The organism is Aeromicrobium sp. CF3.5 (assembly GCF_051262695.1).
Classification (GTDB): Bacteria; Actinomycetota; Actinomycetes; order Propionibacteriales; family Nocardioidaceae; genus Aeromicrobium.
On sequence record NZ_JBIMEZ010000004.1, the window covers coordinates 36351 to 49992 of the forward strand.

General features: G+C 68.4%; 16 protein-coding genes. 8 read left to right on the forward strand and 8 right to left on the reverse strand.

Features of this window, described 5'->3' with window-relative positions:
• Nucleotides 1–10: 10 nt before the first annotated feature.
• From hflX to miaA, 3 genes are all read right to left on the reverse strand, one after another.
• Nucleotides 11–1384 carry a GTPase HflX gene (hflX, locus tag ACHAA3_RS09080; RefSeq protein ID WP_435708675.1) on the reverse strand — a complete coding sequence of 458 codons (1374 nt, stop codon included), beginning with the start codon at nt 1382–1384 and terminating at the stop codon, nt 11–13.
• Complete coding sequence (gene dapF / locus ACHAA3_RS09085) at nt 1381–2199, reverse strand: diaminopimelate epimerase (RefSeq protein ID WP_435708676.1); 819 nt, start codon at nt 2197–2199, stop codon at nt 1381–1383. Before dapF ends, hflX begins: the two co-directional genes overlap by 4 nt.
• A 104-nt stretch (nt 2200–2303) precedes the next feature.
• Nucleotides 2304–3176, reverse strand: coding sequence for a tRNA (adenosine(37)-N6)-dimethylallyltransferase MiaA (gene miaA / locus ACHAA3_RS09090; RefSeq protein WP_435708677.1), 873 nt, complete (start codon nt 3174–3176; stop codon nt 2304–2306).
• A 75-nt stretch (nt 3177–3251) separates the two neighbouring features.
• On the opposite strand from miaA, the gene ACHAA3_RS09095 reads away from it, so the two are divergent.
• Both ACHAA3_RS09095 and ACHAA3_RS09100 read left to right on the forward strand, forming a co-directional pair.
• Nucleotides 3252–3827: a hypothetical protein gene (locus ACHAA3_RS09095; RefSeq protein WP_435708678.1), complete on the forward strand. Its 576-nt coding sequence runs from the start codon at nt 3252–3254 to the stop codon at nt 3825–3827.
• Nucleotides 3828–3894: 67 nt separating this feature from the next.
• Nucleotides 3895–4218 (forward strand): putative quinol monooxygenase, encoded by a 324-nt coding sequence (locus tag ACHAA3_RS09100; protein ID WP_435708679.1) that lies wholly within the window; start codon nt 3895–3897, stop codon nt 4216–4218.
• Nucleotides 4219–4224: 6 nt separating this feature from the next.
• Here the strand turns inward: ACHAA3_RS09100 and ACHAA3_RS09105 are convergent, their stop codons facing one another.
• From ACHAA3_RS09105 to miaB, 3 genes are read right to left on the reverse strand one after another with little or no spacing between them, the layout of a single operon-like run.
• Nucleotides 4225–4797, reverse strand: a complete 573-nt coding sequence (locus ACHAA3_RS09105) for an HhH-GPD-type base excision DNA repair protein (RefSeq protein WP_435708680.1) — start codon at nt 4795–4797, stop codon at nt 4225–4227.
• Between the two features lie 42 nt (nt 4798–4839).
• Complete coding sequence (locus ACHAA3_RS09110; RefSeq protein ID WP_435708681.1) at nt 4840–5283, reverse strand: hypothetical protein; 444 nt, start codon at nt 5281–5283, stop codon at nt 4840–4842.
• 48 nt (nt 5284–5331) lie between these two features.
• Nucleotides 5332–6807 (reverse strand): tRNA (N6-isopentenyl adenosine(37)-C2)-methylthiotransferase MiaB, encoded by a 1476-nt coding sequence (gene miaB, locus ACHAA3_RS09115; RefSeq protein WP_435708682.1) that lies wholly within the window; start codon nt 6805–6807, stop codon nt 5332–5334.
• Between the two features lie 83 nt (nt 6808–6890).
• Here miaB and ACHAA3_RS09120 point away from each other — a divergent pair, with 83 nt between their 5' ends.
• A complete protein-coding gene (locus ACHAA3_RS09120) occupies nt 6891–7940 on the forward strand; it encodes a zinc-dependent alcohol dehydrogenase (protein ID WP_435708683.1) in 1050 nt (349 codons plus the stop codon).
• A gap of 44 nt (nt 7941–7984) precedes the next feature.
• Nucleotides 7985–9580, forward strand: coding sequence for a protein kinase domain-containing protein (locus tag ACHAA3_RS09125; RefSeq protein WP_435708684.1), 1596 nt, complete (start codon nt 7985–7987; stop codon nt 9578–9580).
• Here ACHAA3_RS09125 and ACHAA3_RS09130 read toward each other — a convergent pair whose 3' ends face one another.
• Nucleotides 9581–9781 carry a DUF6458 family protein gene (locus tag ACHAA3_RS09130; protein ID WP_435708685.1) on the reverse strand — a complete coding sequence of 67 codons (201 nt, stop codon included), beginning with the start codon at nt 9779–9781 and terminating at the stop codon, nt 9581–9583. It abuts the gene before it with no gap.
• A gap of 178 nt (nt 9782–9959) precedes the next feature.
• On the opposite strand from ACHAA3_RS09130, the gene ACHAA3_RS09135 reads away from it, so the two are divergent.
• The 4 genes from ACHAA3_RS09135 (at nt 9960) to ACHAA3_RS09150 (ending at nt 13178) form a co-directional block, all read left to right on the forward strand.
• Nucleotides 9960–10688, forward strand: coding sequence for an amino acid ABC transporter ATP-binding protein (locus tag ACHAA3_RS09135; RefSeq protein WP_435708912.1), 729 nt, complete (start codon nt 9960–9962; stop codon nt 10686–10688).
• Between the two features lie 46 nt (nt 10689–10734).
• Nucleotides 10735–11613, forward strand: coding sequence for a glutamate ABC transporter substrate-binding protein (locus tag ACHAA3_RS09140; protein ID WP_435708686.1), 879 nt, complete (start codon nt 10735–10737; stop codon nt 11611–11613).
• Nucleotides 11614–11691: 78 nt separating this feature from the next.
• A complete protein-coding gene (locus ACHAA3_RS09145; RefSeq protein ID WP_435708687.1) occupies nt 11692–12336 on the forward strand; it encodes an amino acid ABC transporter permease in 645 nt (214 codons plus the stop codon).
• Nucleotides 12336–13178, forward strand: a complete 843-nt coding sequence (locus ACHAA3_RS09150; protein WP_435708688.1) for an amino acid ABC transporter permease — start codon at nt 12336–12338, stop codon at nt 13176–13178. Before ACHAA3_RS09145 ends, ACHAA3_RS09150 begins: the two co-directional genes overlap by 1 nt.
• A 3-nt stretch (nt 13179–13181) precedes the next feature.
• On the opposite strand, the gene ACHAA3_RS09155 is transcribed toward ACHAA3_RS09150, so the two are convergent.
• Nucleotides 13182–13640 (reverse strand): hotdog fold domain-containing protein, encoded by a 459-nt coding sequence (locus ACHAA3_RS09155; protein WP_435708689.1) that lies wholly within the window; start codon nt 13638–13640, stop codon nt 13182–13184.
• Nucleotides 13641–13642: the final 2 nt, after the last annotated feature.

The window sequence follows — 13642 nt, forward strand, 5'->3', positions numbered from 1 at the left end:
GGTGTGGTGTCTAGGAGGAGGCGAAGGCAGCGAGGTCGTGGGCGAGGGCTCCGTCGACGAGGGCGACGACGTGGGTGCCGTCGGCCTCGTGGTCGAGCGTCTCGATCTCGCCGCGCAGGTGGATCTGGTTGAGCAGGTCACCGCGCTCGTAGGGCAGCACGATCTCGATACGAGAAGCAGGCCGCGGTAGATCGGCCTCGATCGCGTTCAGCAGCTCATCGAAGCCCTCGCCGGTGCGGGCGCTGACGACCACGGCGTGCGGTTCTGCGGCCAGCAACTGCTTGATGGCGACCGGATCAGCGGCGTCGACCTTGTTGATGACGATGATCTCCGGCACGCCGAGCGCGTCGACGTCGGCCAGCACCTCGCGCACTGCGGAGATCTGGCCAGCGGGGTCGGGGTGCGATCCGTCGACCACGTGCAGCAGCAGGTCGGAGTCGGCGACCTCTTCCAGCGTGGACCGGAACGCCTCGATCAGCTGGTGCGGCAGGTGTCGGACGAACCCCACGGTGTCGCTCAGGGTGTAGACGCGACCATCGGCGGTCTGGGTGCGCCGGGTGGTCGGATCCAGGGTCGCGAACAGCGCGTTCTCGACGAGCACGCCGGCATCGGTGAGCCGGTTCAGGATGCTGGACTTGCCCGCGTTGGTGTACCCCGCGATCGAGACCGACGGGACATCATGACGACGTCGATCAGCCTTCTTGGTGTCGCGGGTGACGCTGAGCGCGGCGAGCTCGCGGCGCAGCTTGGCGATCTTGGCCTGGATGCGGCGGCGATCGGTCTCGAGCTTGGTCTCACCGGGGCCACGACCACCGATGCCCTCGCCGCCCGCGGCACGTCCACCGGCCTGGCGCGACAGGTTCCCGCCCCAGCCGCGCAGTCGCTGGGTCTGGTAGGTGAGCTGGGCGAGCTCGACCTGCGCCTTGCCCTCCTTGCTCTTGGCGTGTTGGGCGAAGATGTCCAGGATCAGCGCGGTGCGGTCGACGACCTTGACCTTGCAGCGGTCCTCGAGGTTGCGCAGCTGGCTGGGTGCGAGCTCACCGTCGCAGATGATCGTGTCGGCGCCCGTGGCCTCGACCGACGCCTTGAGCTCCTCGACCTTGCCGCTGCCGATGTAGGTGGCAGGGTCGGGCTTCTGGCGACGTTGGATCAGCGCGTCGAGGACCTCCGATCCCGCGGTCTCGGCCAGGAGCTTGAGCTCGGCCAGCGAGTTCTCGGCGTCCTCGACCGAGCCATCGGTCCACACACCGACCAGCACGACGCGCTCGAGGCGCAGCTGGCGGTACTCGACCTCGGTGATGTCCTCGAGCTCGGTGCGCAGGCTCGCGACCCGGCGCATCGAGTTGCGCTCCTCGAGCTCGAGCCCTTCCATGTCCGACGTCATGCCAGCCACTCCATCTGCCCGCGGGCGACGATCTGTGCAGGTCCGGCGAGCAACAACCGGTCGTTCTCGGTCCAGGTGACGTGCACCGTGCCACCGGGCACGTCGACCCGGCAGGTGACCGGGCGTTCGGCCTGATCGGTCGTGGCTGCGGCGACCGCCACGGCGCAGGCGCCCGTGCCGCAGGACCGGGTCTCGCCCGATCCACGCTCGTGCACACGCATCGCGACGTGCTCGGCGTTGTGACGGACGACGAACTCGAAGTTGACGCCATCGGGATAGATCGCGTGGTCGTAGTCGGGCTCGGTCGTCAGCGTGCCGGCGTCGGCCAGTCGGTCGACGAAGGCGACGGCGTGGGGGTTGCCCGTGTGGATCTCGTGCGCCTCCCAGGTGCGTCCGTCCGCCGTGATCTTGGACGTGTCGCCACGCGTGAAGGTGCCCATGTCGACGGTGTACGTGTCGCCGTCGACGGTCACGGTCTTGTCGCCATCGCGGGTACCGATGACGATGGGGCTCGAGGCGTCGACCAGACCCTCGGTCACCAGGTGGAGGGCGAACACGCGCACGCCGTTGCCGCACATCTCACTGACGCTGCCGTCGGAATTGCGGTAGTCCATGAACCACTCGCCGGCCGACTGCTCACCGAGGGCCGAGGCGCGCACGACCCGCATGACGCCGTCCGCTCCGAGGCCGCGGCGCCGGTCGCAGAGCGCAGCCACGAACGACGGGGCGAGGTCGCCGTGGACCGACCCGTCGTGATCGGGCAGCAGCACGAAGTCGTTCTCCGTGCCATGTCCCTTGAGCCACGCGAATGCCATTCACTCACTCTACGGCGCATGCCTCGTTCCTCGGCACTCCGACGGCTCGTACCTCACCGTCGCCGGGCTTCGCCCGGGCGCCCAGCCTCGCTTCGCTCGGCCCTTCACGGCGAGTCCGGTTGACTCCGCACCCAGTGAACTCGGGGATCGGCGTGGAAGAGGCGGTCCTGGCGGCGGGCGAACTTCTTGGTGACCCGCACGGTGTCTGCCTTTGCGTCGGCTTCGGTCATGGCGCCGTCGAGCTGGGCGATGGCCTGGCTGTAGCCGATCGCCCTGCTGGCGGTCGGTCCGTCGTCGAGGCCGACCTGACGCAGTGCTCGCACCTCATCGAGCAGACCGGCGGCCCACATCTGCTCCACCCGGTCGGCCAGGCGCTTGTCGAGATCAGGGCGGGGCACCTGGAGGCCGATCATGGTCAGGTGCGGGTAGATCGACTCGTGCGGCGGCATCGTCGCCACGAACGGCTGGCCCGTCAGCTCGATGACCTCCAGCGCGCGCACGATGCGTCGTCCGTTGCTCGACAAGATCTGCTCGGCGGCCGCCGGATCACGCCTGGCCAGCTCGGCGTGCAAGGCCTCCGTGCCGACTCGATCAAGCTCGGCCACCCACCTCGCTCGCACGTCGGGATCGGTGCCGGGAAACTCCAGCTGGTCCAGGACCGCCCGCACGTACAGCGAGGATCCGCCGGTGAGCACCGGGGTCACGCCCCGGTCGTGACAGTCCGCGATGGCGGTCCGGGCGGCGCGCTGGAAGGCCGCCACGCTGGCCGGCTCGGTCACGTCAAGCACGTCGATCAGGTGGTGCGGCACTCCCCCCCGTTCGCTTGGCGTGGCCTTGGCCGTGCCGATGTCCATGCCCCGGTACAGCTGCATCGCATCGGCGTTGACGACCTCGCCGCCCATGCCCCCTGCGATGTCGACCGCGAGGGCGGACTTGCCCGAAGCCGTGGGCCCGACGATCACCACGACACTGGTCATGGGCAGCAGTCTGGCAGGGCAAACGCGGCGGGCGTCGTGAGGCCGACCTCACCCCGCCCATGGCAAGATGACGGCGTGTCCACCGAGCCCACGCCGCTGCCGCCGTATCCGCCGCAGCGGGTGTGGACCTTCCCGCCACCGCCGGTCCGTCGCGGCTGGTTCTGGGCCGCCATAGCGGCGATGGTGACCTCGGCGCTGCTCGGGATCGCGCTGATCGTCACGACCGTGGTCGTCGAGTCCCAGGACTCCCCCGGCCTCATTGACGACTCGGGCCTGCTGGCGATCATCGACGAGGAGTGTGCCGACATGACCGACCGTGTCGAGTCCGTCGATCGCTCCGACGTCATCGATGCCATCCAGGAACAGAATCTCGCAGTCCTCAACATGGTCGAGCTGATCGATGTCCGAGCCGGACCGCTGATCGAAGAGGACGTGCCTGCCGCCGCGTGGCTCGACGACTGGGTCGCCCTGGTCGAGGCTCGCGACGGCTACATCAACGGACTGAACCTGCAGGGCGACAACCGACTCGAGATCCCCCGTGACCCGGACGGCTCGCTGATCATCGATCGCATGAACGACGCGCTCATCGACGGATCCTGCGAGGTACCGGCGGTGCTGGTCGACCCGCGCTCCGGCGGCCAGTCCATCTGACGTCCAGTCCATCTGAGGTCCAGCCACGGGAGAAAAAGTGTCCGACGGCGGCCGTAGCGTCCCGACCATGAGCCACGCCCTGTTCCTGCGCCACCGTGCGCTACCCGGCCGACGCGACGAGCTGATGACCGTGTGGCAACGCCACATGCCCGCCGCCATCGCGGCCAACGCCGATCATGAGGCGTACGTCTACACCACGGTCGACGACGATCCTGACGCCCTGGCGGTGTTCCAGCAGTACCGCGACGCTGCGGCTGCAGCCGCCTTTCTCCACGACCCCAGGTACCTGCAGTACCTCCAGGAGTCCAAGCATCTGCTCGCCGGTCCGCCCGAGGTCTCCGCCTGCACCCCGCTCTGGTCCAAGGCCGTGGGCCCAGGCCCCTGCGGGTGAGGTTGCTCAGTCGGTGCTGGCCTTCTTGGCAGCGGCCTTTGCGGCCTTCTTGAAGTCGCGCACCTTGGTCAGGGAGTCGGCGTCGACGACGTCGGCCACCGATCGGAAACCCTTCTTGCCGTAGTCACCGACGACGGTGGTCCAGCCGCGCGGCTTCACGTCCAGCTGCTTGGCCAGCAGAGCCGTGAAGATCTTGGCCTTCTGCTCGCCGAAGCCGGGCAGTGCCCTGACCCGCGCGAACAGTGCATCGCCGGTCTTGGCCTCGGTCCACAAGCGAGTGACGTCGCCGTCGTACTCCTCGACGATGTGGCGGGCCAGCTCCTGCATGCGTCCGGCCATCGAGCGGCCGTAGCGGTGCACCGCGGGCGGCGTCGCGCACAGGTCGGCGAAGGCCTCGGGATCGGCGCCGGCGATCGCCGCCGGATCGAGCGTGCCGAACCGTTCCAGCACCTTGGCCGGGCCGCGGAACGCGTGTTCCATGGGGTACTGCTGGTCGAGCATCATGCCGACGAGCAGGGCGAACGGATCGGAGTTCAGCACCTCGTCGGCCTGAGGGTCTTGGGCGATCTGGATGGCCATGCGAACCAGTGTCCCATCACGTCGGAACGTGCGAGTTGTCGCTCAGGGCGACCGGGGGGTCCCCGCTGGACACTCGACCACGATCGAGCGGGCACTACGCGTCACGTCGTAGCTGCGGCAGACCAGCCCCCACGCAGCCTCGCCCTGGTCGGGCGGGAGGAGGGAGCCGGACTCCCACCGTCGGTAGATATCGACGCGGATCGTGGTCGCGTCGCGACCGCGCACGACCCACACGACGCCGCCCTGGCCGTCCATGATCGGGGCCTCGGGGTCGGTCAGCAACGTCTCGGCGGTAACCAACCGCTCCGAGCCGTTCTTCGCATCCACCTCGGCGATCGCCGCGTCGATGGCCGCTGGGAGCACCTGGTCGGCGATCCGAGCCGCCTCGTCGTCAGCCTCGCGCTGGATGGTGCTGCATCCTGCCAGAGCAGCGAGGGCAAGACCCACGACCACCACGTGCCTCAGGGCGCCGGCAGACCTCGACATGCGGACAGCATCTCACCCGCGGGCGACGGTGCACCACGGCCGTTCGAGTCAGATCGCACAGGACGGCGCCGGCGGCAGCGGCGCAGGCGCTCCGAGCGACGGCATCCCGAGGGTGACCGCTCCGGGGGTGCCCACCTCGGTGCGACCCTCGCGAGACTCCCAGGCGTCGCCCGCCGGCGTGCGGCGGTACGAGACCGGAGCGTCGTCGCTGACCAGGTGATGCGGGGCCGCATGGGTGATGACGACCTCGACGACATCGCCGGGGCGCACCGGGTGATCACCGGGCACGAAGTGCACGAGCCGGTTGTCGCGGGCCCGCCCGGTCATGCGGTGGGTGGCGCCGTCCTTCTTGCCCTCGTGATCGGCCACCAGCAGCTCGACCGTGCGTCCCAGCTGTAGCTGGGCCTGGGCCGTGCCGACCTCGTCGAGCACCTCGATCAGGCGTTCGTAGCGCTCCTGCACCACGGCCTTGGGGATCTGGTCGGGCAGATCGACCGCCGGGGTGCCCGGGCGCTGCGAGTACTGGAAGGTGAAGGCACTGGTGAACCTGGCCCGTCGCACCACGTCGATCGTGTCGAGGAAGTCCTTCTCGGTCTCGCCGGGAAACCCCACGATGATGTCGGTGGTGATCGCCGCGTCGGGCATGGCATCGCGCACGCGGTCGATGATGCCGAGGAACTTGGTCTGCCGGTAGGAGCGACGCATCGCCTTGAGCACCCGGTCCGAGCCCGACTGCAGCGGCATGTGCAGCTGCGGCATGACGTTGGGTGTCTCGGCCATCGCAGCGATGACGTCGTCGGTAAAGTCCTTGGGGTGCGGGCTGGTGAACCGCACGCGCTCGAGGCCCCCGATCTGCCCGCAGGCGCGCAGCAGCTTGGCGAAGGCCTGCTTGTCGCCGAACTCGACGCCGTAGGCATTGACGTTCTGGCCCAGCAGGGTCACCTCGACCACGCCATCGGCGACCAACGCCTCGATCTCGGCCAGGATGTCGCCGGGGCGACGGTCCTTCTCCTTGCCGCGCAGTGCCGGCACGATGCAGAACGTGCAGGTGTTGTTGCACCCCACGCTGATGGACACCCAGGCGGCGAACACCGAGTCGCGCTTGGTCGGCAGCGTCGAGGGGAACACGTCGAGGGACTCGAGGATCTCGACCTGCGCCTCCTCGGCGATGCGGGCGCGCTCCAGCAGCACCGGCAAGGACCCGATGTTGTGCGTGCCGAACACGACGTCGACGTACGGGGCCTTCTCGGTGATGGTGTCGCGGTCCTTCTGGGCCAGGCAGCCGCCCACGGCGATCTGCATGCCGGGGTTCACGGCCTTGATGCTCGCGATACGTCCGAGGTTGCCGTAGAGCTTGTTGTCGGCGTTCTCGCGCACGGCGCACGTGTTGAACACGACCAGGTCGGGCGTCTGCTCCTGCGTGGCTGCGACGTAACCGTCGGTCTCCAGCAGGCCGGACAGCCGCTCGCTGTCGTGCACGTTCATCTGGCAGCCGTAGGTGCGCACTTCGTAGGTCTTGGTCATGACTGGTCAATGGTACGTGCCGGTTCATCGATGCAGAATCGGCTGATGGTTGATTGTTCAACCAGACTTGTTACCGTCGACGCATGAGCACCTTTGCCCGCATCGACGCCGTCAGCTCCCTGGTCCTCGACGAGGAGACGCTCCCCGACGAGCTCGGCCCCGACCAGGTGCAGGTCGACATCACCTACTGCGGCATCTGCGCCACTGACACGCACAACTACACCTCCGGCGGCCAGATCCCGCCGGCCACCTTCGGACACGAGTGGACCGGCACGATCAGCCGGGTCGGAGCATCGGTGTCGAGCGTGCGAGACGGCGACCGCGTCATCGCTGCGGTCGGCCCGGCCTGCGGCACGTGCGCCATGTGCCGCGCCGGCCACGCCGATCACTGCGACCTCTCCTTCGCCGAGGCCAACGGGGTGACCCTCGACGCCCCCGCGCACGGTGGATTCGCGTCCACCCTGGTGGTCTCCGAACGTCGTGTGGTGCCGGTCATCGACGGCGTCTCCGACGTCGAGGCCGCCCTGGTCGAGCCCACTGCCGTGACCTTCCACGCGGTGCGGCGCGCACGCCAGAGCCTCGGAGCGGTCGTGGTCGTGCAGGGCGCCGGCCCCATCGGGCTCCTGACGGCCCAGCACGCCCGCCACGCCGGCGCGGGGCGCCTCCTGGTGATCGAGCCGAACGCAGACCGCCGGGCCGCCGCCACCGCGCTGGAGTTCTCCGACGTGGTGGCCCCCGGCGACACGGCCAGCGCGTGGATCGACGAGGTCACCTCCGGCCTCGGCGCCGACGTGCTCTACGAGTGCACCGGCGCGGCGACACTGCTCAAGTCGTCGTCGGAGATGGTGCGTCGCGGCGGCACGCTCGCCCTCCTCGGGTTCCCGATGACCGACTCGCAGATCAGCTATGGCGACTGGCAGGTGCGCGAGCTGACGGTGATCGGATCCCTCGCCTACACCCACGACGACTTCCTGGGCGCCATGCGAGCGATCGCCGATGGCTCCGTGCAGGTCGAGTCCCTGCACACCGCGACCATCGGACTGAGCGAGCTCGCGGCGATGCTCGACGAGCTCGATTCGGGAGACACGTCGCAGACCAAGGTCCTGCTCGACCCCCCGAGATCGGGCGAGTGATCAGGCGAGTGGCAATTCGTCACAGTCGCACTAAAGTTCATCCGGTGGAACGAACGCTGAACGACCGGTACGAGCTGCAGGACCAGCTCGGCTCCGGCGGCATGGGCGAGGTCTGGCGAGCCCACGACCGCCGCCTCGACCGATCCGTCGCCATCAAGGTGATGCGTCACGGTCCCCTGGCCGACGCCACCTCGCGGTCCCGCATGCGCAGCGAAGCGCTCCTCGCCGCCTCGATCCATCACCCGGGGGTCGCCGGGGTCTACGACTTCGACGAGGCCGGTCCGACCGGTGACGGCGACTCGTACATCGTGATGCAGCTCATCGAGGGGCACTCCCTGGCCGAGGTTCTCCGAGAGAAGGGAGCCATGGCGTCCGAGCAGGTGATGTCGATCCTGGTGCAGGTGGCCTCCGGCCTGCAGGCCGCTCACGACGCGGGCATCGTCCACCGCGACATCAAACCGGCGAACATCATGCTGACTCCGGCTGGCAAGGCGGTGCTGGTCGACTTCGGACTCGCCCGCACCGAGTCCAGCGAACCCCTGACCGACACCGGCACCATCCTCGGCACGGCCCAGTACTCCAGCCCCGAGCAGTCCGCCGGGCGGTCAGCGACCCCGCAGTCGGACCTGTACTCCTTGGGGGTCGTCGCGCACCACTGCCTGACGGGGACGTCGCCCTTCCGCCGCGACACCCCGATGGCGACGGCGCTGGCGCACCTGAATGACGACATCCCGCCGCTCAGCGGCGAGGTCCCGGGCCCGGCCCGCGACCTGATCGGCTCGCTGACCGCCAAGGATCCGTCGGCACGACCCAGCTCCGCCGCGGCCGTGGCCGAGGCCGCTGCGGCGATCGGTGCCGACGAGACGATCGACCTACCGCCCACGCTGGCGTCCACGACGGCCGCCCCGCCGCCCACGTCCGACGGCGACACCGCAGTGGCGGCACCGGTTGCCGACGACGGCACTCGACGCCGTCGCGGGCCACGAATCCTGGCTCTGGTCGCAGCGGCCATCGCTGTCATCGCCCTGGCCGTGGGCGGCTTCATGTGGCTCCCGGCTGATCGCGCGACGGTGCCTGACGTCGTCGGCATGTCGGTCGACGAGGCGGAGGCGGCGCTGCGCGACGCCGGAATGACCGCACGCCTCGAATCGGTCGACGCCGCCGGCGTGGATGCAGGGGACGTCGTCGAGCAGGACCCTGCGGGCTCGGCGACCGAGCCAGAGGATGCCCTCGTGACGCTGCAGGTCGCGTCCGGCGAGGTCGTGGTCTCGGCCGACGATCTCATCGGCCTGTCCTATGCCGAGGCAGCCGCGCTGCTGGAGGACCTCGGGCTCAGCGCGGCTCGCACCGACGTGCAGCGCACGACCGGGGCCGGCCAGGTGGTGGCCCTGGACCGCGCCGGCCGGCTCGCCGTCGGGTCGACCGTGACCCTGGCCGTTGCCGTCGCTCCCCCCGTGGTGGCGGACAGCGACGACACGGTCACCCCCGCGCCGACACCAGATGAGCCGACGAGCGAGGCCCCGAAGGAGAAGCCCAACCCGGGAAACTCGGGCAACTCGGGCAACTCGGGTCAGGGCAACTCCGGTCAGGGCAACTCCGGTCAGGGCAACTCCGGCAAGGGCAACTCCGGCAAGGGGTGATCAGCGCAGCGGCGGCTCGCGGTCCTCGATCGCCCGGCTGCGCCGGCCGTTGATGATGAGGCTCAGCACGATGCCGAGCGCTCCGGCTGCCATCAGGATATAGCCGGTCGTCACGAGGTCGACGCCGCTGAGGGAGTCGCGGACCGCGAAGGACATGATGGCGCCGACTGCGAGCAGGAAGATTGATCCGCCAATGTACATGTGGTTCTCCTCTGGTGGTGGTTGACACGACCGTAGGCCACGGTCGACCACATCGCCCGTGGGCGGGTGCCGTGGCGGCCGTGCGGTTACATTTCGATGTCAGAGCCTCGCAGAAGGCCGGCAATGTTTCACCTCGGCCCCTCGCGGCACTAGGTTTCTTCGCATGGCTGACACACCCATGGTGTCCATGCACCAGGTCCAGAAGCACTTCGGCGCGCTCCACGTCCTCAAGGACATCGATCTGACGGTCGCTCCCGGCGAAGTGGTCGTGGTCATCGGCCCGTCCGGGTCGGGCAAGTCCACGCTGTGTCGCGCCATCAACCGGCTCGAGACGATCGACGAAGGCGCCATCGAGATCGATGGCCAGCCTCTGGCCGCAGAGGGCAAGGAGCTGGCCCGCCTGCGCGCCGACGTCGGCATGGTGTTCCAGGCGTTCAACCTGTTCGCCCACAAGACGATCCTCGAGAACGTCACGCTCGGACCGATGAAGGTGCGGGGCATGAAGTCCGCCGACGCCGAGGAGAAGGCGATGGCCCTGCTCAAGCGCGTCGGCATCGACTCCCAGGCCTCGAAGTACCCCGCCCAGCTCTCGGGCGGTCAGCAGCAGCGCGTCGCGATCGCCCGAGCCCTGGCCATGGAACCCAAGGTGATGCTCTTCGACGAGCCCACCTCAGCTCTCGACCCCGAGATGATCTCCGAGGTGCTCGACACCATGGTCGATCTCGCCCAGGGCGGCATGACCATGATCGTGGTCACCCACGAGATGGGCTTCGCGCGGACCGCTGCCGACCGGGTGTTGTTCATGGCCGACGGTCAGATCGTCGAGGAGAACACCCCCGAGGAGTTCTTCACCAACCCGCAGTCCGAGCGCGCCAAGGACTTCCTCGGCAAGATCCTCAGGCACTGATCCCCATCCACCGCACGACAGCACGACCAACAGAGAGGCAACACACATGAAGCGCACTCGCCTGGCCGTCATGGCGGCCGCCGTGGCACTGACCCTGGGAGCCTGCGGCAACGCTGGCGAGGAAGACACCGACCCGGTCGAGAACGACGTCGCGGCCGACGCCGCGTCGCAGTTCGAGGACGGCACCCGCATGAAGGAGATCGCCGAGGCCGGCACCGTCAAGATCGGCGTCAAGTTCGACCAGCCCGGCCTCGGCTTCAAGGCCGCCGGCCAGGATCAGCCCACCGGCTTCGACGTCGAGATGGCCAAGATCGCTGCCGCCAAGCTCGGCATCGCCGCCGAGGACATCGAGTGGGTCGAGACCATCTCGGACAACCGCGAGCCGTTCCTGCAGCAGGGCACCGTCGACTTCGTCTTCGCGTCCTACTCCATCACCGACGAGCGCCGCACGATCGTGGGCCAGGCCGGCCCCTACTTCCTCACCGGCCAGCAGCTGCTGGTCACGAAGGACAGCGACATCGCCGACATCGACGACGTCCAGGGCGAGGAGGTCTGCTCGGTGACCGGGTCGACGTCGCTGTCGAACGTCGAGGAGGCCGGCGCCATCGGCCGCGGGTTCGAGACCTACTCGCAGTGCCGCGACCAGGTGCTCGACGGGGCCATCGACTCGATGACCACCGACGGCTCGATCCTGCTGGGCTATGCCGCCGAGAATCCCGACGAGCTCGAGGTCGTGGGTGAGCCGTTCTCCGAGGAGCGCATCGGCATGGGCTTCAGCCAGGACAGCCCCGAGCTGTGCCAGTTCCTGACCGACTCCGTCACCGAGGCCCAGGACGACGGCCGTTGGGCCGACGCCTTCCAGGCGACGCTCGGCGCGTCGGGTGCCGAAACTCCCGACCCGCCGGCCATGGACCCCTGCGCCTGAGCTGAACCACAGCCGGGGCCGCTGCGTAGCGGCCCCGGCTCCCCTTGTCCCTCTCCACCCCGAGGACGGTGATCACCGGTGCAGGTACTGATCGACAACTTCGACCGGCTGCTGGACGCGTTCTGGTACACCCTTCGACTGACCCTGGTCGCCGGCGGACTGTCTCTGCTGTTCGGCACCGTGCTCGCTGGAATGCGCGTCGGTCCCGTGGCCGTGCTCAGCAAGGCCGCAGCCACGTACGTCACGGTGTTCCGCAACACCCCGCTCCTGGTGATCCTGCTGCTCGTCGTCTTCGGCTTCCCCAAGCTCGACATCCAGTTCGGCTTCTTCTGGCTGAACATCCTTGCCCTGACCCTCTACACCTCGACCTTCGTGTGCGAGGCGCTGCGCTCCGGCGTCAACTCGATCTCCCTGGGTCAGGCCGAGGCTGCCCGATCCGTGGGGCTCGGCTTCACCCAGACGATGCAGCACGTGGTTCTTCCGCAGGCGTTCCGGGCCGTCGTCCCCCCGCTCGCCAACGTCATGATCGCCCTGACGAAGAACACGTCACTGTGCTCGATCTTCGGCATTGCCGAAGGCACCGCACTGGGCAAGGCGTTGCTCAACGACAACGCCTCGCAGCTGTGGTGGATCTTCTTCGGCGTGGCGCTGGGCTACGTCGTGATCGTGGAGCTGATCTCCGCGATCTCCGCATCGTTCGAACGACGTTGGAGGATTGCCTGATGCCCGCTTCGGTCCTGTTCGATGCGCCCGGTCCCAAGACGGCCGCACGACACCGTCTCTACACCGTCATTGCCTCGATCGGTCTGCTGCTCGTGGTGGCGGCCGTCATCGCCCAGCTGGCCCGCAAGGGGCAGTTCGCCTACGACCTGTGGGAACCGTTCGTCACTCCCAACATCATGGTGCTGATCTTGGAGGCGACCTTCGACACCTTGCGTGCGGCGTTGTTCGCGGTCCTCGGTGCCCTGGTGCTCGGGGTGCTCCTGGGGGTGGGCAAGCTGTCCGACCACATCGTCATGCGGTGGCCCTCATGGCTCTTCGTGGAGTTCTTCCGGGCCGTCCCCCTGCTGCTGATCATCATCGCCACCTGGTACGCCATCGGCGCTCAGTCCGGTCTGAACGGATTCCTCGCCGTGGTCATCGGCCTGGTCCTGTACAACGGCGCGGTGTTCGCGGAGATCTTCCGGGCCGGCATCAATGCGGTGCCGCGCGGCCAGTCCGAGGCTGCCTACGCCATCGGCATGCGCAAGACCATGGTCACGCGCATCGTCCTGATCCCCCAGGCCGTCAAGATCATGCTGCCGTCACTGATCAGCCAGGCCATCGTCGCGCTCAAGGACACCAGCCTCGGCTACGCCGTGCTCGCCCCGGGCCTGACGTACACGACCCGCGAGATCTCGCGCACCTTCAACAACACGATCCAGACCGCGTTCGTGATCGCCGCCATCTACATCGTGCTCAACCTGATCCTCACGTGGCTGGCCACCGTGGCGCAGAAGAAGTTCGTGGGCGAGAAGACCTCGTCGGACCCGCTGGCTGCGGGCGTCGGCGTGAGCGCGCTGTAGCTGCTACGTCCTGGGCACGACCCACAAATTGATGGTGCCCCGCACCGTGACGGTTCCGTCCGCGGTGACCGCCTTGACCGACACCGGCACCTCAGGTGCTGCGGCCCAGTTGGCGGCCGAGGTCTCGGCGGTGCAGGTCAGGTCGGTGTCGGACTTGGCCAGGTACTGGACCTCCATGCCCTTGGGCAACCAGCGCATGTCAGGCGGGCAGGTGGCTTCGGCGAGCAGACCCATCGCCGCCTCGAGCCCGTTGCAGGCCGCGATCGCGTGCACCGTCCCGATGTGGTTCTTGGTCGAACGACGCTTGGGGACGATGACCTGCCCGCGGTGCTTGCGCATCTCGGTGACCTGGATGTGGGCCGAGGCGAAGTAGGGCGCCTTCTGGGCGTACAGGACCGAGAAAAGCCGCTTGCCCTGAGGCATCGCGGTGACCTTCTTGTACAGATCGAGAGTCGATGGCATGC

Excerpts from the sequence above, each read along its gene's own strand:
- dapF (WP_435708676.1), bottom strand. The coding sequence starts at position 2,199 with ATGGCATTCGCGTGGCTCAAGGGACATGGCACGGAGAACGACTTCGTG.
- ACHAA3_RS09135 (WP_435708912.1), top strand. The coding sequence starts at position 9,960 with ATGGTGTCCATGCACCAGGTCCAGAAGCACTTCGGCGCGCTCCACGTC.
- ACHAA3_RS09140 (WP_435708686.1), top strand. The coding sequence starts at position 10,735 with ATGAAGCGCACTCGCCTGGCCGTCATGGCGGCCGCCGTGGCACTGACC.
- ACHAA3_RS09120 (WP_435708683.1), top strand. The coding sequence starts at position 6,891 with ATGAGCACCTTTGCCCGCATCGACGCCGTCAGCTCCCTGGTCCTCGAC.
- ACHAA3_RS09100 (WP_435708679.1), top strand. The coding sequence starts at position 3,895 with ATGAGCCACGCCCTGTTCCTGCGCCACCGTGCGCTACCCGGCCGACGC.
- ACHAA3_RS09155 (WP_435708689.1), bottom strand. The coding sequence starts at position 13,640 with ATGCCATCGACTCTCGATCTGTACAAGAAGGTCACCGCGATGCCTCAG.
- miaA (WP_435708677.1), bottom strand. The coding sequence starts at position 3,176 with ATGACCAGTGTCGTGGTGATCGTCGGGCCCACGGCTTCGGGCAAGTCC.
- ACHAA3_RS09150 (WP_435708688.1), top strand. The coding sequence starts at position 12,336 with ATGCCCGCTTCGGTCCTGTTCGATGCGCCCGGTCCCAAGACGGCCGCA.
- ACHAA3_RS09105 (WP_435708680.1), bottom strand. The coding sequence starts at position 4,797 with ATGGCCATCCAGATCGCCCAAGACCCTCAGGCCGACGAGGTGCTGAAC.
- miaB (WP_435708682.1), bottom strand. The coding sequence starts at position 6,807 with ATGACCAAGACCTACGAAGTGCGCACCTACGGCTGCCAGATGAACGTG.
- ACHAA3_RS09130 (WP_435708685.1), bottom strand. The coding sequence starts at position 9,781 with ATGTACATTGGCGGATCAATCTTCCTGCTCGCAGTCGGCGCCATCATG.
- ACHAA3_RS09110 (WP_435708681.1), bottom strand. The coding sequence starts at position 5,283 with ATGTCGAGGTCTGCCGGCGCCCTGAGGCACGTGGTGGTCGTGGGTCTT.
- hflX (WP_435708675.1), bottom strand. The coding sequence starts at position 1,384 with ATGACGTCGGACATGGAAGGGCTCGAGCTCGAGGAGCGCAACTCGATG.